Source organism: Bacillus sp. A260, from assembly GCF_009861435.1.
GTDB classification, from domain to species: domain Bacteria; phylum Bacillota; class Bacilli; order Bacillales; family Bacillaceae_G; genus Bacillus_A; species Bacillus_A cereus.
The window spans coordinates 3,104,836-3,122,748 of record NZ_CP046398.1 but is presented as its reverse complement, the minus strand read 5'-3'; the positions used below and the strand labels follow the sequence as shown (position 1 = coordinate 3,122,748).

Genomic DNA, 17,913 nt, shown 5'->3' with positions numbered 1-17,913 from the left:
GATAGATATATTGAAAAAATCGTTGATATATTGTAAGTTGCGATAGATATATTTGAAAAATCGCTCATATAAATTCATATACTAAGATATAGAACAAAAAATAGAGCTACTATACAAGGTCATTCACGTGTTATAATGCGTGAATTAAATATGCGTATATAAATAGTTTCCTAGCGTGATGCGATGTCATGTATGATTAGTGTAACAACTAGAGGTGAATAAAGGATGTTAACGTTTTTATTTGAGTTAGACAAGAATCTCCCGCAGAAGGATGAGCCACGGTATGATGCTTATTCAAAGGGCTTTATCGAAGGAGATGTAACGATTTGCGCGAGTGACAGCGTATTTTTTCAAAAATCATGTATGAAGGTTGCAGAGCTGGGGATTTATTTAGGTCAGTGGATGGAACAAGTTCAACATGGGCAGAACGTGCCTATGAAATATGAAACGGCTGACCGTGAAGAGGTAATTCTTAGTTTCTTCTACGAAGAGGATCATAATCAATGGAATGTTTTTTCCAGCTGGCAAGAATTTGAACTTCAAGAGCGTATAGCTACTATAACATTAATAGAGAGTGTTCAACGCTATTTGTATGAGTTAAATAAAGAACTGCGCATGATAGAATATCCTGTGACGTTTGATCAGTACTTAAGAGGAGAGCGAATGATGCAGCTCTCTTACAAACGACCGTGTGATAGCAAAGCAGATACGACACCGATAGAGGTTTATAATGGAAGTGAGCAAGTAGGTGTAGTAAGGGGCTATTATAAAAATACGCTGATGAGAGTGCTTGATTTTATTCCGAAAATTGGTAGTAATATTATTTATGAAATAAAGGATAGTAAGGACAATATTCGCGTCATTGCAAAGGATGTAAGTAGGCAGCGCCAAAGAAAGATTTTAGTAATGTACAAAGATAATCATGATGCAGAGCATGAAATACTTGTATGTGACGGAAAGTTATTGGATGCAAATTTCTTATTTACCTTTACATATAAGGCAGAAGAATATGTTGTTCATAAAACTTCATTTGGAATGGGAAAGTTATTACGAAAGGGCTATGTAATTGCAGATTGGAATATTCGTCTTGAGGAAGATATGTATTACATTGAGATGAATGTATATGATGAAGATTACATGCAGGATCGATACTTACTATTAGGCGTATTTCATGCGGTTTTATATGGATAATCAATAAGAAATACCGTCATTCTTCTTGGAAAGAATGACGGTATTTTTTATTTATCCTCAAAAATAAAAATCTCATCAATCGTACTATGTAGTGCCTTCGCTATATCGTGAGCAAGTTGTAAGGAAGGATTGTATTTACCTTTTTCGAGATGACTAATTGTTTCACGTCGCACACCAACGCTCTTTGCTAAATCTTCTTGTGTCATGTTCAATTTGGCGCGGTATTCTTTTATCTTCGTTACGAACGCCATGGTGCATCTTCCATTTCATCAACAGGTTTATCATAAAAGAACATAGAAAAACCGAATGTAAGAATGAGTGTGCCGAAAATAAGAGCGATATCAATCTCTTGTAGCGTAGAGTTTGGAAATAACATTTCAATAAATATAATGATAGCAGTAGTTAGTAATGTAACGATAAATGCATTGCGACACGATTTATTGACAATTTGTTCAAACAGTTCATCGTGTTGAACTGTTCTATACGATGTGAAAAAGGAGAAGAAACAGAACATAGTAAACAATCCTTTTTCATAAAAAAATCCGAGGAAACCGAAGAAACCGAGAAATCCTAAATATTTTATCCAAGTTGTTTTCATGATAGGTCCTCCTTACGTTGTTAGAAATAAGTCACGTTATGTTACAAATATATCACAATTGGATAGGAATGGTAATAATAGTTTTCCAGTTTGCTTCATAATAATAGTAAAAAGAGGAAATATGCTGCGAAATAAAGAGGATAATATTGTAAAATGGTTGTAAGGAGGGGGAGGAAGAAATGCTAACTTGGATCATGATCGTTGTATTACTTGTAGTGATTACTGTCATTGCGACGGTGTTAATTGGGCGGAATGGTGATGCAAATTATAGCAAAGCGACAAAGGGGAATATTAAACGCTTAACAATGATTTATATTATACTAGCTGTCGTTTTAGTTGTTGGATTAGGGGTGTATATTTATTTTAAAGGTTAAATATACTGAAAAATGTAAAAATCTTAAAATAGAACTATGCTATAATATCAATATAGTTATTTGGTAATTAAGGAAAGGATTGGATGGAATGATTGAAATTACGAATGTGTCAAAAAGTTATAATGGGTCTACCTATGCAGTAAAAGACTTAAGTTTATCTGTACCTAGCGGCGAAATCTTTGGATTTTTAGGACCGAATGGTGCGGGTAAATCAACGACAATTAAGATGATTACTGGTATTCACGGGGTGGACAAAGGGACTATTACGATTAACGGAAAAAATATTATGGAAGAGCCGATGGAAGCGAAGAAGACGTTTGGTTATGTACCAGATAGTCCAGATATGTTTTTACGATTAAAAGGAATTGAATATTTAAACTTTATGGCCGATATGTATGAAGTGTCGAAAGAAGTACGACAAGAACGAATAGAGTCTTTAGCGAAGAAGTTTGATCTTTATAATGCTTTATCTGATCAAATTCAAAGTTATTCGCACGGTATGAGACAAAAAATCGTTATTATTGGTGTGCTCGTACATGAGCCAGATGTATGGATTTTAGATGAACCATTAACTGGGCTTGATCCGAAATCTGCATATATTTTAAAAGAAATGATGAGAGAGCATGCGGATAAAGGAAAGATTGTATTTTTCTCTACACACGTATTAGAAGTAGCGGAAAAAATATGTGACCGGGTTGCTATTATTAATAAGGGGAATTTGCAGTTTAAAGGAAATTTAGATGAAATGAGAGATCATTTTAAATCCAATGAATCACTTGAAAAAATGTTCTTGGAGATGACGGGCAATGAGTAAAATTTGGACGTTAACGAAGGTACTATTAAAGTTAAATTACGCAGATTTTATAACAGATAAGAAGAAGCGATGGGCGTATGTATTTTCATTTGCAGCTATTTTATTTGTCGGCTTTTTACTGTTTGGTTCTATCACGCATGCAATGTATGAGGGAATGATACATTTAGGGCAAGATCCAGGAATGATTATCGCAATGGGACTTGCGATTGCGAGTATATGGGTATTTTTAATGAGTATTACGAACATTTTAACTGTATTTTACTACAGCAATGACATTGAAATGTTATTACCATTACCATTAAAACCAGCGCAAATTATTTCAGCCAAATTTTTAACAGTATTAATTACACAATACGTAATGAGTTCATTTATTTTATTACCGATCTTTATTACGTACGGTTTAAAAAGTGGCGCATTTATTACATATTACATATATATGATTTTCATTTACTTACTCTTCCCAATTGTGCCGTTAGTACTAGCTTCGTTACTGATGACAGTTATTATGAGGTATACAAATATAGCGAAAAATAAAGACCGAGGAAATATATTTATTGGAATCGTAAGTATACTATTTATTGTAGGAATTAACGTATTTTTGCAGTGGAAAAATAAAAGTTCGTTTTCTGAAGATGCAATTGCGGATTACCTTGCAAACAACCAGTCTTCTCTTTTAGTACAAATGACAAACTATTTTCCAACTACATATTTTGGAGCAGTAGCATTAGTAGAAAATGCAAATTGGAAGGGACCTTTATATGTAATAATCTTTGCAGTTATTTCATTTGTCTTCTTTGTGTTGTTTTATTACATAGCAGAGCGTACATATTTAAAAGGGGTTATTGGACTTTCAACGAGTACAGCAAAGAAACAAGTTATTTCGGCGGAAGGTTTACAGAAATCAACAGTACAAAGTTCGCATTTAAAAGCGTATGTGAAAAAAGAATTTAAAACGTTATTCCGTACACCACAATTTTTCTTAAATTGCATTGTACAAACTTTCGTTATGCCAATTATGTTGTTCTTTATTTTATTTGTGCAAGATGGAAATTTAAAGTTTATTACAGAGTATATTAACAATCCAGAGACAACGGGATTTGCAATTGGTGTTGGCCTTTGTGCATCGTTATTTTTAATGGGTAGTAACGTCATTGCAACAACGTCATTTTCGCGAGATGGAAGCTCTTGGTTTGTGAATCGTTATTTACCAGTAAAGGCTTCGGATATCTTTTTTGCGAAAGCAATCACTGCTTGGTTAATTAATGTGATCATTTTAGCAGTATTCGGTATTACGATGGCAGTTGTAGCTGGGATTTCTCCAGTCTTTATGATACTGTGGTTTTTACTAAGTGCGAACGGGTTGTTATTAATTAATTTAATCGGAACACGCTGGGACGCGCAAACTGCAGATATTCATTGGGATACAGAGCAGAAATTATTTAAAAGTCGATATACAACTTTGTGGAATTTTTTAGCTAATATTTTAATAGCTTTAATTATTGTGGGGGGAGTAAGTGTATTATACTTCTTCCTTCATGTCGGACTGTGGGTTATGTTTATCGTTTTATTTGTAATGTTTACGATTGTAAATTATATCTTTATTAAAATGTTAAAATTAGGTGCTGAACGTATACTGTCAAATATTCAATAAGAAGATAGATCCTCTGTATTCATGCAGGGGATCTGTGTATAGATGGAGGAGAAAAAGGTGAAGAAAATAGCAATTGTAACAGGGGCAACTCGTCTGAATGGAATTGGTGCAGCTGTATGCAAGGTGCTTGCTCAAAAAGGGATAGACATTTTTTTCACGTACTGGCCAAAGTATGATAAAGCGATGCCATGGGGAATGAGTGATCAAGAACCCTTTTTGCTGAAAAAGGAAATTGAAAGTTACGATGTTCGATGTGAAATGGCAGAAATCAATTTATCGCAGTCTTATTCGCCAAATCGTTTGTTTTATATGGTATCAGAACGGTTAGGTGATCCATCTATTCTAGTTAATAATGCAGTATATTCTACTCATACGAGGATTGAGGAATTAGATGTAGAGCAGTTGGATAAACATTATACAGTTAATGTTCGGGCTACTATGCTATTAAGTTCATTGTTTATAAAACATTATTCACTTAAAACGGGCGGGAGTATTATTAATCTTACTTCGGGACAGTCAGTAGGTCCAATGCCAGATGAACTTGCATATGCAGCAACGAAAGGGGCAATTGAAGCATTTACAAAGTCAGTAGCACCAGTTGCGATGGAGAAGGGGATTACAGTGAATGCTGTAGATCCAGGACCGACGAATACAGGATGGATTACAGAGGAGCTGAAGCATCATTTAGTATGGAAGTTCCCACAAGGTAAAGTAGGAGAACCGGTGGATGCTGCGCGCTTAATTTCTTTTTTAGTAAGTGAAGAAGCGAAATGGGTTACTGGGCAAGTCATTCACTCGAATGGTGGTTACTCATAAAAATATTATGTTAACAAATGTTGAGAAACAAAAAACGAAAGAAAATTTTATTTTTTTGTATAAATAAAATGTCAAGAAAGGTAAAAATTTGATAGAAGAGTATATCGTCATATGAAGATAGTAATTCTTAATGTGACAATATACTCTTTTTCTTTTACTTGCGAGTAGAAAAATGAAGTAGAAGAAACTCGAATATTAAAATGAGTTTATCAGTTTTTGTACGTATTATTATGAAGATTACTGTCGGAAAGATGATAATTCCTATGAAAAGGGATTTTTTAAGGGGGAATCGAATCGTAAAGGGGAGGATAAATTATGTAAAACATAGGGGGATTTATATGAAAATGAAAAAGGTCGCTATCGCATCGATAACAATTGGTACAATGCTTACTATGGCAGCTTGTAGTCCTTCATCAGATAAAGAAACGGAAAAGAAAGAGCAAGTAACTGCGCAAAATGATGGAGAAGCAAAAACGACAAGTGCAGATGAAGCGTCAAAAACAACGAAAGATACTGAAAAAGAAACAAATACTTCTTCAAATGAAAAAACAGATAAGGATGCAAAAAATACGAAAGAATCATCAGGGACAGAAAGTAACGGCAAAACGTCAACTCAAAACGAAAATGTAAAAACAAAAGAAAAAGAGACGACAGGAAAAACGAATGATCAAACGACTAGCGGGAAAACAACAGATCAAAGCACAAGTACAAGCACAAACAATAACGGAAAGACAACGAAAGATCCGAAGAAAAGTGTTGCTGTGAAAACGAATGTTAAAGAAGTTGTAGCATTAATTGATAGCTTGGACAAGCAGTTAGCTGCTAATCCAAAATTGGAAACAGTGAATAAGCTTGGCAAACAAATTAATGAAAAGTGGGATGTGATTGAAAAAGAGCTAGAAGCATCACATCCGACGGATTCTAAAACAATCGGTCAAAGTATGTATCCGTTAATTGTAGGAGCGGAGAAAGAAAAAATCGATATTAATAAAATGAAATCATTAACGACGAAAACGAAAAAAGATTTAAATCAGTTATTGACGAAACTTTCATAGTTTCAAAAGCCTACTCGTGTGAGTAGGCCTTTTTTAGGTTGTTGTAATGTGCATAGTATAACTTATTTATTTCTATTTTCAATTACGATGCGAAAGGAACTGAATGCTTGTTGACTGATATAATCTTCTTCGTTAACTTTATAAGGAAATGGAAAAGCGACGAGTTGCAAATTACTTTCCTGATCCACTGAAGGCAATGTGAAATTAAAGATTTGCCTCGTTTCAGGTGCAACCTTAGTATAAACGACTTTTCTATTGTTAAATATTTCAACTTGTTTCCAATCTTTAAAAGCCACGATTGCGTAAGTCATTTCATCATTTGTTTCATTACCGTTTGATAAAATTAATTGCTTGCCTTCCTTTTCAAAGAAGACAGTTTGTAAGTTCTCTTCACGGTTCGTAACAAATAATGGTTCGTAAAGACCATCTTTTAAAATAGCATCTGGATCTATAAGGGAGAGTTTTATTTTTTCGTTTTCTTTCTGAAGAGGATGCATTGAATATCGCATACTTAGAATATCTTCTAAAATAGCTGCTTTATTTAAGTTATTATCTTTTAATTTGTATTCAGGTTTTTTAATTATTAAAAAGGTTAATTCACTTGCATTAGGAGAAGTGTGTAAAGAGATTTTCGTAGTAATTGAACTGTTTGGTTTCATATCAAAAAAATAGTGTGATATTTCAGTAGTAGTATCTTCTATTTTAAAAGGTTTTTGTTCGTAATCTTCTAGAACAATTAATCCATATTTTCGGTTTTCATTAATAGTATGTACGAATGATAATGTTACATTAATTTTATTATCCTCACTAGTAATTGTACTACCATTGTTAATATGTTGGCCTTGATTATCCTTCAATCCGTAAGAAATAGTATTGGTTTGTTGCTCTCGTTTATTTTCTATGGAAGGTGGATGAGGTTGTATGAATGAAGTATTGAACAAAATATAAATTGTAAGTAATGAAATAAGTAAAACACCGCTAATAATATATATTTGTTTCATAAATAGCACCTCAATATATGTAAAATATTAGAGAAAAAAGATATGCAAGATGCATATCTTTTTTCTCTTTCTTACCAGAAAGCTTTTGTTTCGTGATTCACATCATTATAACCACTTAATTTATAGGTATGATTACCGATAGCGTAATCATCTCCATAATAAATGCTTGTGTTGGTCGCTGTAGCACTTACAAAGGATGATTTTTTTGCACTATTACTTTTCGTATTCACTAATGACCCATCGCCATTGAAAGTTCTTGCTTTTGCATAAACATAGTCTTCGGTCGTAGTTGATTTCGATTTAGCAACTGCATATGGGTTACCAAAAAAGGGAGTATATACGCTAATGTTAGAGTCATTCTTAGGTGCAACTGCAACAGTCAAACTAGGAACACTAGATGTTTTTGTTGATTGAATTGTATCAAAGTCAACTAAAACGGGCTGCTTGTCTACAGTATCGACCTCTGAAGCACTTGCGTTATTAGTAAAACCAAAACCTAAAACCGCTAACCCTAAAGTTGTCACCGATAAAGATTTTTTCATATTCACTAATTTTCCCACCTTTTTAAATTTTTGAGTTCGAACTCAATTCATACAATATATGAAAATTTCGAAACACTCAATGGTTTATCCCATACTTAACTTTTCTTTTACTTTCGATTCAACATGTCTTCATTTGCAAAAAAGCGAATATATCTTCTAATGCTTAGCCAGCAAGGGATACAGGTTTAATTTTATGAAATTCATGTAAATTTAAATCTATTCATGTCAGAATCTCTGTTATTTTTAAGTTCATATGGGAAACTTATTAAAAAAAGGATGGTGACAAAAATGACAATCGATCGAATTTGTACAATTGGACCCGCAAGTAATAATAAAGAAACGTTAGCACAGTTAATAAAGAATGGTATGAAAATTGTTCGACTGAATTTATCGCATGGCACGCATGAAAGTCATAAAGACATCATTCGTTTAGTGAAATCATTAGATGACTCTATTAAATTTTTGGGTGATGTACAAGGTCCTAAAATAAGATTAGGTGAAGTGAAGGGAGAGCAAATTACACTTCAGGCAGGAGATTCTTTTATTTTACATACACAACCAGTTACAGGGAGTAATACAGAAGCAAGCGTTGATTATGAAGGAATTGCGAATGATGTGAAAGTAGGCAGTAGAATTTTAATTAATGATGGAGAAGTTGAATTAATTGTTGAAAAGATAAGTACGGATAAAATAGAAACGAAGGTAAAAACAGGTGGCAATATCTCATCTCATAAAGGAGTTAATTTACCAGATGCGGCTGTTCGTTTACCAGCTATTACAGAGAAAGATAAAAAAGATATTCAGTTTCTTTTAGAAGAGAATGTTGATTTTATCGCGTGTTCTTTCGTAAGAAAACCTAGTCATATAAAAGAAATACGAGATTTTATACAACAGTATAAAGAAACGTCACCTAATGTAATTGCAAAAATAGAAACGATGGAAGCAATCGAGAATTTTCAAGATATATGTAAAGAAGCAGATGGAATTATGATTGCAAGGGGCGATTTAGGAGTAGAGTTACCGTATCAATGCATTCCGCTTTTACAGAAAATGATGATTCAGGAATGTAATCGAACGAATACATATGTCATTACAGCAACACAAATGCTTCAATCTATGGTAGATCATTCTATTCCAACAAGAGCAGAGGTGACTGATGTGTTTCAAGCTGTACTGGACGGGACGAATGCAGTTATGCTTTCAGCTGAAAGTGCATCAGGAGAGCATCCAATCGAAAGTGTGAGAACATTACGTCTCGTTTCAGAATTTGCGGAACATGTTAAAAAAGATGGACCTTTTGCGATGAAAGATGTACTGCAATTACTGCGTGAGTCTCTGGATGAGTAATAAATAAAAAGAGGGCGGATATACATCCGCCCGCGTGTTTTTCATTCATACTATTCTTGCTCATCCAAAATCTTTTCAAACGCAGTAGATACTTTATCAAACTCTTCATCATTTTCAATGTATGAAAACTCATTATCTTCTTCTACTTTTAAAAAGAAAATATCGATGTCTTCCTCAGTTTCTGTTTGGATATCTTCAACAAAGGCAACTGCAATATATTCTGCACCTTCGACATCCATCGCTCCAAGTACTTCTACTTCTTGCTCTTCATTATTCTCATCACTAAGAGTAAACACTTCGCCAACTTCAATATCAGACATATTCATTCTCCTCCTGTTCGACTCTAAAAATAGAGCACTCAAACTGTATACATACTAACATATCTTTCCATGAAAAACCAAATTCATACGTAAGAAAACAATTGATTCTTCTTTAGTATGAGTATACAGCTATTAGGAGCATTATTTGTCTGTGCTATATTACTTAATCCATTCAACAATTGTATCCATAGTCTGTCTTGTTTTATCACGCTTTGGCTCTTCTTTACGGTAACCAAAGGCAACCATAACTGATACTTCAAAGTTATCACCTTGTATAATGCCTTCTTGACGAAGTAAAGAATCTACTTCCTCTTTATCAAATCCTTCTATTGGACAAGAATCAATACCGATTTGAGCTGCGCTCGTCATCATATTACCTAAAGCAATATAAGTTTGTTTAGATGCCCAATCAAATACAGCACGATCGGATTGTAATAAGTTAAAATCTGTTTCCTGGAACTTTTTGAAGAATTCATATCTAATTTTTTGAGTGTCTTCAGGCAATCCAATAATATCGTTCATCATATATTTAATATACTCTGCATCATAATGCATATCTTTAATGTTTCTTGAAAGAACAATAACAAAATGACTAGCTGTTGCAAGTTGCCCACCAGCGCCCCATGAATACGGTTGTAGTTTTTCTCTTAATTCTTTATTTTGTACGACAATAAATTTCCAAGGCTCATATCCAAAAGAAGAAGGAGATAGTCTGCCTGTTTCTAAAATGAATTTGAAATCCTCTTCTGAAATTTTGTGCATAGGATCGAATTCTTTACATGCATGTCTGAAATGAAAAGCCTCCATAATCTTTTCTTTTGTAATTTCGTTTGTATTTGTCATAAAAGTTCCTCTTTTCATGAATTTATTTTTGTAAGTAAATTATATTTTTAAAGTAACATAGATACAAGTACGCACATTTATGTGGTATAGTATCAAAAAAGATACTAATGTTAAGGGAAGGGATTTATTATGGATTGTCCAAACGAAAATAATATAAATTACCCATTTTTAAATAAATATTCTTGTCCAGTTGAAGCTATGGTTGAGGTGATTGGAGGGAAATGGAAAGGGGTAATTTTGTATCATTTATTAGATGGTACAAAGCGGTTTAATGAATTAAAAAGATTAAAACCAAATATCACACAAAGAATGTTAACGCTGCAGCTGAGAGAACTTGAAGCTGATGGCATTATACATCGTGAAGTATACCGTGAAGTGCCACCTAAAGTTGAATATTCGTTAACTGAGCTTGGTGAATCACTACGTCCAGTGATTCTATTAATGATGGAATGGGCAACTCATAATATGGAGAAAGTTTTGGAGAGTAGGAATACGAAAAATAATAATTAAGAGTTGAAATTGTTATAGAAGAAATAATTGTAGAAATAAAAGGTGCTTTCATACGTGAAAACACCTTTTATTTCTATATTTTTTACTTTTTAACTTCAACTGCTGAAGTTGGAAAGTTATTTAAGTTTGCAGTTTGACCATACCAATCAGCATGTTTAAAAACAACACCTTTTCCATATCCGTCAGTTGAAGTATGTTCCCATAGTGTTGTTGAATAGCTAGCAGTAGGAGCTGCTGTACGTACAGAAACAATTTGATTTTGCCAACTAGCAGACAAGTTTTTATAACCGCTACTTAGAGAAAAATACTCGCTACCTTGATTTGTGAGTTTATAGAAGTCTGTACTACCAGGTCCGCTTCCTCCAACACCAAGGAGAGTGATTGAATGATTCAACCTTTGTTTATCCTTTTCAATAAAAGACTCTAAACTTTCTTTGCTCGAAAATCCATAAGATAACCAGTCTCCATTTTGATTTTGTTTCGGTAGAACTAACGTTATTTTTACGTCTTCCTTTGATGGAGCACTCAATTTGTTAAACGAATCAACAGTCTTTTCATCTACAGTTACATATTCGAAAGAGGAAATCGTATAATCTTTTTCGGTACTAGCTGATACTAATCCCATTCCTCCAGTTAACGACGAAACAGTTAATAATGCACCTGCTACCAACTTTTTAAGCATGGATTCATCTCCTTAAAACTTAGATTTTTTACATAACTAAAATGTATGTTAATTCGAATGTATTATAAATATTTAGAAATTTATAAAAATTAAACAGAATATTCTTTTATTATTCTGGAGTAAGGAGGGGAATTTAAAAAAGGATTTACTTAAAAAGTAAATCCTTTTTGGGTGTTAGCAATGAAGTTATTGTGTAAGTTTTGCAATTTGCTAACCGACTTCAAAACTCTACTGATTAAAGTTTCATTTCATCCTGTTATGAATCATACACTTCTTTTGCATTCGTAGAAGCAGCATCTAATAAAAGGAAAATGGCTGCTATCATATGTAGAACGATGTCTATATAAGGGAAAAAGGCAACTAGAGTAACGATAATACCGATATAATGAGGGGACGTATTCATGCCTTCTTTTTTAGCTAATAAAATAGTATTGATATGTAAAACAATCAATAGTAGTAAAGGTATCCCATATAGGTTAACAAGACTTGGAAATACATAATAACAAGGAAGTAATAAAAGATGATAGATCCCTGTAGTCCACTTTAGTGCTTGAATGTAGGTTTTCAAAGTTAATCCTCCTAAAACAATTCGTATCTATATATTACCAAAAATAATAGGTAATTGGATATTGTTTATTTGTATTTTTAATAGATTATAATAATTTTATGTAAACTAATTGTTAGGTATCTATAAAATAGAAAAACCACCCAAACGAGGGTGGTTCGTATTATAAATAATTACTTAAAGAAGAAATCGGAACCTTCACCTCACTACCTTCCTTCATATTCCGCAACACAACAGTGTTTGTACTAAGTTCGTCTTCCCCAATAATAAGCACATAAGGGATATTCTCTTTATTGGCATAATTAAGGGCACGTTTTAATTTGCGTCCTGCTAGTTCTAGTTCGACTTTTAAGGAAGTGGTAGAACGTAATTGCTGGGCAATTTGTAAGCATTGTAACTCTGTCCCGAGTGGGATGATAAATAGATCCGCTGTAGATGAGATTGTTTCTTTCTGCGATAGTGCTGTATAAATAACGTCTAAACCGAATGAAATACCGACTGTTGGATAGTTCATATTATCACCACGGAATGCTCTGATAATGTTATCGTAACGGCCGCCGCTACCGATGCTAGATGTAATCGATCTATCTTTTAAAAAGATTTCATATACAGTACCTGTATACATTGTGAGTCCTCGCGCTAAAAACGGGTTGAATATCGTATTTTCATTTATTCCAAGGGCGATTAAATATTGCTGTAATTGTTGTAGTTCGTTTACTCCATCGGCAACGAGTGGATTATTGAAAGCTTCTTTAAAGTCAGCGATAGTAAGTTTTAGACAAGATAATACGGTATTACATATCGTATCAGCCATTTCTTCAGAAATTCCGCGCTCTAATACATCTTTTCGTACACCATCAATCCCAATCTTTTCGATTTTATCTAATGATAAAATGACGTCACTTGTTAACTCAGTAGGGATGTTAATGGCCTGAAGAATACCATTTAACAATTTTCGGTTATTATATTGAATCGTTATCTCTAAGTTTAACGTTCGGAACAGCTCAAACGCCATAGCCATAAGTTCAGCTTCTGCCATGACAGACTCAACACCGACGATATCAACGTCGCATTGTATAAATTCACGAAATCTTCCTTGTTTAATTGGCCCATCTCGAAATACTTTCCCAATCTCATAACGTTTAAAAGGGAGGCGGAGGTTCGGATTCATTGCCACAACCTTTGCGAATGGAATAGTTAAATCGTATCGTAAGGCGAGCTCACGTTTTCCTTGATCCTGAAGTGTATATATTTCTTTTAATATTTCATCGCCACCGCCGTACTTGTAAGACATAAGCTCATACATATTTAACGTCGGCGTTTCTAAAGGTTTGCATCCGTATCGTTCAAACGTATCTTCACAAGCTCTTTTAATTTTATTTCGCAGCACTTGCTCCTCTGGTAAATAGTCTTTCGTTCCTTTTACATTTCTCATTTCCATCATAATCACTCCTTTTTCAAATTAAAAAAAGCTATGCAGGTATAAAAATACCCACATAGCTTTATGAACGCTTCGTGGGTCAACAGGAAAAGCCCTGTACCCACGAAGAAAAATTTTTCTTCGGATACACGGCGTTACGTTTGATGATGAAGTTGGAAAGAAGTATTAAAATTTAGCATTGCAAATCTCTCCTTAACGTAAGTTTTTCCAAATTATATCAGATGATTTTTGAATTATCAATATTTTTAGTTTTGAAATATACGTGAAGTTATGTAGGAGAAATGGAAAAGGGTGTATAATAAAACTTAATAATATGAAATAACCTTTTAAGGAGATCACTATGAAAAAAGATAAAACAAATGCGATGCGAATATTAGATAAAGAAAAAATTGAATATTCGATGATGTCATATGATCCAGACGATGGGAAAATTGATGGCGTATCAGTAGCCGAGAAAATTGGACGAGAAGTGAGAGAAGTATATAAAACGTTAATCGCTCAAGGGAATAGTAAAAATTATCATGTGTTTATTATTCCGGTAGATGAGGAACTAAATTTAAAAGCTGCCGCAAAAGCAGTAAGTGAAAAGAAAATTGAAATGATTCCTGTAAAAGATATTACGAAAGTTTCAGGATATATTCGCGGCGGTTGTTCGCCAGTCGGAATGAAGAAGTTATTTTCTACATGTATTGATGCGAGTGCTCAATCACTTGAAACGATGATTGTAAGTGGCGGGAAAATTGGTATACAAATTGAGCTTAAAGTAGATGACTTGGCGAAAGTGACGAGAGCGCAGTTTGGAGAGGTAACGAAGTAAATATACATAGGAAAAGAAGTTCTAGTTTTATCCCGCTATTTGCCGGGCAGTAAGACCCTCATCTCAAATTTCAGCGGAAGCAAAGAAATTAGGTGGGGATCAACTGCCCGTAAAAGCCCGATTGGTGAGGGCTGATTATCCTATTTTATTTACAAACTGGATAAAGATTGAATGTTTAGTTTGATATAGGCATGTAATCTGAATTGTTTGTTTGGCTTTGGGAGAAGGTAAAAACTCGATGCAAGAACTTGAAATAAACAAGCAGGGTTTATTCTTAAAGATAGACAAAGAACAGGAGAGTGTTTTAATGAGGAGTCAAGAAATATCCATAAGAAAGCACAAATTGGGGGATGCCAGTATTTTTGAAAAAACACGCTAATAGTATGCAAGATTTTATACAGTTTTTTGGCTAATCCAGTAACAAACAAGAGCACTAAAACCACGTTAGGATAGGAATGTATATAATATGTATAGATTCATAGAACTAAAAAAGGGTTCACTTGTGAGAGCAGGGTTGTCCTTTTTCCTCGCTAACGCTAATGATGGGTTATGTTAACCTCATATGTATAGAATATACAGTTAACTAAAAATGAAAAGTTTACAATTAAAAATGAACAATAAAAAACAGTAATGTAAAATCACTACTGTTTTTTATTGTTTCTTATAAGTGAATCATTTGTACTCCTGTCTATATAATTTAAACGAATAAATAGCTCCAATAAAGAATACAAAAGCTTCAAATAATATAAAGATTTGACGGAAATTCTCAATATCTTTACCAACTAAAGAAATAAATATAGCATTCATTAGAATTTGAGTAGTAAACATACGAGAAGTAATTTTTAAATAAATAGCATTTGTTCTTTCAACCGGTTTACCAATTTTTTTGTAAATAATAATAAGTGCAATTACTGAACCCAAAAATAGAAGTGCTGTAAGTCCTACAACGATATTAAAATTGGCTGTACTTTCTAACATCCATTTATTTAATAGATCGATCATTATTATCTTCCTTTCCTACATAAGAGAATATTTTGTTCTTCTTTTTCACTATAATAAAAAAAGGAAAAAGAAAACATCGAACTTTCTTACAAACATTCGTGTATTCTTACAGTTTTGTCATTTTGTAAATGTATTCACCGCCCTGTTTTTCACTATTTTCTTTGGAAAACATAGTGAATTACGAGAAAGAGCGCTACAAGATCAACTTCTGAGAACAAAAATTATGTAAATAAGCTGTTCACTGGATTCTCGTAGAAAACTTTGGTGAGATAAAATTTTTGATTTTGTAGCACTTTAAAATCTTAGCTAGAGGGCTATTTATCGGTATCCCACAATAAAAAGGCAGGAACATATCAAATATGTTCCTGCCTTTGATTTTATTAAGTTTAATATCTATGACCTAAATATAATAGAATTTGGAGCTTCTTTTTATTTTAAATAAATTGGGTAATTAGACTATAACATTAATGTTCATCATTGAATATAATAATAATATAATGGAGGTGGTGTTATATGGCTCTTACTACAGGACCAATTGAAAACGTAGGAAATCAACCTGCTAATGCAAATAAAGTTAGGGTGAAGATCCTTAACCGTACTGCGGGCCCACTTACTGGAGTAGCTAGAGTTTTTAGACTTGACGGTTCATTAGTATTAATTGAACAGGTAAACTTCAATGTGAATTCTAATGCTTCTACTTTTGCAACTCTAAGTTTAGTTCATCCTGCTCTTGGACAAGCATTTGAATATGAAGTTCAAATTGTTCCTAATCAACCTGGTGGACTATATAGTGTTTATGGACTAACAGCTGAAAATGTTATTATTACTGCACAACGTGTTGTGAACTCAGAATTGACACAGTTTCTTTAATTAAAATAGATTGGTGCCTACATGGTAACCAATCTATTTTTGTACGTATTATTCAGAGAAAGAAAGGTTTTACACAAAAATAAAGATAGTTATGGAAAAGGGAAAAGTCGAGCTATCATCTTAATTTTTATTATTTCTGTCTTAGACCGTATCTGTTTTGTGGCACGGTTTTCTTTGAATGCATTTTATTCAAACTGTTTTTTAAAGTATTTATCAAATATGCATTATTGCATAAATAAATTTAAATTTATAAGTTAATATTAAACTACTTTTTAGTTGTAAAGAATATGTTAATAATCTTTATAAGAAAAGGATATTCCTTGTAAAAAGTGAAATTGTTTGGAATGTGAATAAACAAAAAGTTTAGAAGTGATACAGACTGGATAGAGTCTTGTATTAAATAAACAGAAAAGGGGTATGGGTTTCTAAAAGGTTTCGGGGGTTAGAAAGCACTTTTTAGTTAATAGCTTTAAATTATATTTTAAAGGGGAATGGGTATATGAAGTTTCGAAATACAAAGATTGCTATGGTTACACTATCTTCATTTTTTATTTTAGGTTCTGCATCTCTATCATTCACAGATACTATACATGGTGAAGTGGTTCCTGCATCAGCACAGGAGATTATTGTAAAAAATTATGACGATACATATTATAATAACGCAATAGGAAAAACGGGGTTAGAATTAAAGAAGGAATTGCATAATATTATTGATAATCATACAAAGTTATCATACAGTGCGGTTTGGGACGCGTTAAGAGATACTGATGAAGATCCGAATAATAAAAATAATGTGATACTCTTATATACTGGTCGTTCGCAAGGGAAACTTACGAATGGATCAGGAGTAAATAACTGGAACCGAGAGCATGTTTGGGCAAAATCTCACGGTGACTTTGGAACGACTGCAGGACCTGGAACAGATCTACATCATTTAAGAGCGACGGATGTATCTGTAAATAGTTCACGTGGAAATCTAGATTTTGATAACGGTGGTGTAAATCATTCTGAAGCGACAGAATGTAAATATGATAGTGATTCTTGGGAACCTCGTGATAGTGTAAAAGGAGATATTGCTAGAATGCTGTTTTATATGGCTGTTCGTTACGAGGGAGACAACGGCGAAATAGATTTAGAACTAAATGAAAAAGTGAATAACAATAAAGATCCATACATGGGGAAACTATCTGTCTTATTAAAATGGAATGAACAAGACCCGGTCGATGATTTAGAGCGAAAGCGTAATGAAGTGATTTTTACAAAATATCAACATAACCGCAATCCTTTTATTGATCATCCAGAATGGGTAAATAAAATCTGGAACTAAGATTTTTAAAGGTATTATATTTTGATAAAAGGGATTGATCATTATGATCAATCCCTTCTTATATTTTTACTAGAATAAATGATTTTTATAGGACTAGTGAGGGAAATAGAATAGATATTTATATGGAACGATAGTACTTATTTATCT

21 protein-coding genes and 1 pseudogene are annotated in these 17,913 nt (G+C 33.2%); 12 read left to right on the top strand and 10 right to left on the bottom strand.

Going from position 1 to position 17,913, the window contains the following annotated elements:
- The first annotated feature begins 225 nt into the window (after positions 1-225).
- Complete coding sequence (locus tag GD442_RS15710) at positions 226-1,191, top strand: tubby C-terminal domain-like protein (RefSeq protein WP_159365126.1); 966 nt, start codon at positions 226-228, stop codon at positions 1,189-1,191.
- 47 nt (positions 1,192-1,238) lie between these two features.
- On the opposite strand, the gene GD442_RS15705 is transcribed toward GD442_RS15710, so the two are convergent.
- Entirely contained in the window at positions 1,239-1,442 is a 204-nt protein-coding gene (locus tag GD442_RS15705) for a helix-turn-helix transcriptional regulator (RefSeq protein ID WP_000896302.1), read from the bottom strand.
- Positions 1,430-1,789 (bottom strand): DUF3796 domain-containing protein, encoded by a 360-nt coding sequence (locus GD442_RS15700; protein WP_000859210.1) that lies wholly within the window; start codon positions 1,787-1,789, stop codon positions 1,430-1,432. Before GD442_RS15700 ends, GD442_RS15705 begins: the two co-directional genes overlap by 13 nt.
- A gap of 179 nt (positions 1,790-1,968) precedes the next feature.
- Here GD442_RS15700 and GD442_RS15695 point away from each other — a divergent pair, with 179 nt between their 5' ends.
- The 5 genes from GD442_RS15695 (at position 1,969) to GD442_RS15675 (ending at position 6,499) form a co-directional block, all read left to right on the top strand.
- On the top strand, positions 1,969-2,163 hold the full coding sequence (locus GD442_RS15695) for a hypothetical protein (protein ID WP_000958863.1): 195 nt from the start codon (positions 1,969-1,971) through the stop codon (positions 2,161-2,163).
- A gap of 88 nt (positions 2,164-2,251) precedes the next feature.
- Positions 2,252-2,977 (top strand): ABC transporter ATP-binding protein, encoded by a 726-nt coding sequence (locus tag GD442_RS15690; protein ID WP_086692880.1) that lies wholly within the window; start codon positions 2,252-2,254, stop codon positions 2,975-2,977.
- Positions 2,970-4,628 (top strand): putative ABC transporter permease subunit, encoded by a 1,659-nt coding sequence (locus GD442_RS15685; RefSeq protein WP_000036884.1) that lies wholly within the window; start codon positions 2,970-2,972, stop codon positions 4,626-4,628. The genes GD442_RS15690 and GD442_RS15685 overlap by 8 nt, the downstream gene beginning before the upstream one ends.
- Positions 4,629-4,685: 57 nt before the next feature.
- Complete coding sequence (locus GD442_RS15680; RefSeq protein ID WP_000716965.1) at positions 4,686-5,444, top strand: SDR family oxidoreductase; 759 nt, start codon at positions 4,686-4,688, stop codon at positions 5,442-5,444.
- A 338-nt stretch (positions 5,445-5,782) separates the two neighbouring features.
- Positions 5,783-6,499, top strand: coding sequence for a hypothetical protein (locus GD442_RS15675; RefSeq protein ID WP_079004640.1), 717 nt, complete (start codon positions 5,783-5,785; stop codon positions 6,497-6,499).
- Between the two features lie 62 nt (positions 6,500-6,561).
- Here GD442_RS15675 and GD442_RS15670 read toward each other — a convergent pair whose 3' ends face one another.
- Both GD442_RS15670 and GD442_RS15665 read right to left on the bottom strand, forming a co-directional pair.
- On the bottom strand, positions 6,562-7,500 hold the full coding sequence (locus GD442_RS15670; protein ID WP_086692882.1) for a hypothetical protein: 939 nt from the start codon (positions 7,498-7,500) through the stop codon (positions 6,562-6,564).
- Positions 7,501-7,571: 71 nt separating this feature from the next.
- On the bottom strand, positions 7,572-8,048 hold the full coding sequence (locus GD442_RS15665) for a hypothetical protein (protein ID WP_001056357.1): 477 nt from the start codon (positions 8,046-8,048) through the stop codon (positions 7,572-7,574).
- Positions 8,049-8,330: 282 nt separating this feature from the next.
- Here GD442_RS15665 and GD442_RS15660 point away from each other — a divergent pair, with 282 nt between their 5' ends.
- Positions 8,331-9,389 (top strand): pyruvate kinase, encoded by a 1,059-nt coding sequence (locus GD442_RS15660; protein ID WP_000151079.1) that lies wholly within the window; start codon positions 8,331-8,333, stop codon positions 9,387-9,389.
- A 50-nt stretch (positions 9,390-9,439) separates the two neighbouring features.
- Here the strand turns inward: GD442_RS15660 and GD442_RS15655 are convergent, their stop codons facing one another.
- Together GD442_RS15655 and GD442_RS15650 are read right to left on the bottom strand one after the other, a co-directional pair.
- Positions 9,440-9,715 (bottom strand): DUF1292 domain-containing protein, encoded by a 276-nt coding sequence (locus GD442_RS15655; protein ID WP_137396897.1) that lies wholly within the window; start codon positions 9,713-9,715, stop codon positions 9,440-9,442.
- A 153-nt stretch (positions 9,716-9,868) separates the two neighbouring features.
- Positions 9,869-10,552, bottom strand: coding sequence for an NAD(P)H-dependent oxidoreductase (locus GD442_RS15650; protein ID WP_000185714.1), 684 nt, complete (start codon positions 10,550-10,552; stop codon positions 9,869-9,871).
- A 129-nt stretch (positions 10,553-10,681) separates the two neighbouring features.
- Between GD442_RS15650 and GD442_RS15645 the strand changes: the two genes are divergently transcribed.
- On the top strand, positions 10,682-11,062 hold the full coding sequence (locus GD442_RS15645) for a winged helix-turn-helix transcriptional regulator (protein ID WP_000340580.1): 381 nt from the start codon (positions 10,682-10,684) through the stop codon (positions 11,060-11,062).
- A gap of 82 nt (positions 11,063-11,144) precedes the next feature.
- Here the strand turns inward: GD442_RS15645 and GD442_RS15640 are convergent, their stop codons facing one another.
- The 3 genes from GD442_RS15640 to GD442_RS15630 form a co-directional block, all read right to left on the bottom strand.
- Positions 11,145-11,744, bottom strand: coding sequence for a hypothetical protein (locus GD442_RS15640; protein WP_017657569.1), 600 nt, complete (start codon positions 11,742-11,744; stop codon positions 11,145-11,147).
- A 256-nt stretch (positions 11,745-12,000) separates the two neighbouring features.
- Complete coding sequence (locus tag GD442_RS15635) at positions 12,001-12,312, bottom strand: hypothetical protein (protein ID WP_075678140.1); 312 nt, start codon at positions 12,310-12,312, stop codon at positions 12,001-12,003.
- A 160-nt stretch (positions 12,313-12,472) separates the two neighbouring features.
- Positions 12,473-13,753, bottom strand: coding sequence for a histidine--tRNA ligase (locus GD442_RS15630; protein ID WP_345892504.1), 1,281 nt, complete (start codon positions 13,751-13,753; stop codon positions 12,473-12,475).
- A 337-nt stretch (positions 13,754-14,090) separates the two neighbouring features.
- On the opposite strand from GD442_RS15630, the gene ybaK reads away from it, so the two are divergent.
- Positions 14,091-14,567 carry a Cys-tRNA(Pro) deacylase gene (gene ybaK, locus GD442_RS15625; protein ID WP_075678144.1) on the top strand — a complete coding sequence of 159 codons (477 nt, stop codon included), beginning with the start codon at positions 14,091-14,093 and terminating at the stop codon, positions 14,565-14,567.
- Between the two features lie 672 nt (positions 14,568-15,239).
- On the opposite strand, the gene GD442_RS15620 is transcribed toward ybaK, so the two are convergent.
- Entirely contained in the window at positions 15,240-15,569 is a 330-nt protein-coding gene (locus GD442_RS15620) for a hypothetical protein (protein WP_000566271.1), read from the bottom strand.
- A gap of 139 nt (positions 15,570-15,708) precedes the next feature.
- On the opposite strand from GD442_RS15620, the pseudogene GD442_RS28515 reads away from it, so the two are divergent.
- The 3 genes and pseudogenes from GD442_RS28515 to GD442_RS15610 all read left to right on the top strand — a co-directional run.
- A pseudogene (locus tag GD442_RS28515) lies at positions 15,709-15,795 on the top strand (transposase); the annotation flags it as partial.
- A 287-nt stretch (positions 15,796-16,082) separates the two neighbouring features.
- Positions 16,083-16,439 (top strand): hypothetical protein, encoded by a 357-nt coding sequence (locus GD442_RS15615; RefSeq protein ID WP_001229415.1) that lies wholly within the window; start codon positions 16,083-16,085, stop codon positions 16,437-16,439.
- 499 nt (positions 16,440-16,938) lie between these two features.
- Positions 16,939-17,766, top strand: a complete 828-nt coding sequence (locus tag GD442_RS15610; RefSeq protein ID WP_000672192.1) for an endonuclease I family protein — start codon at positions 16,939-16,941, stop codon at positions 17,764-17,766.
- Positions 17,767-17,913 lie beyond the last annotated feature (147 nt).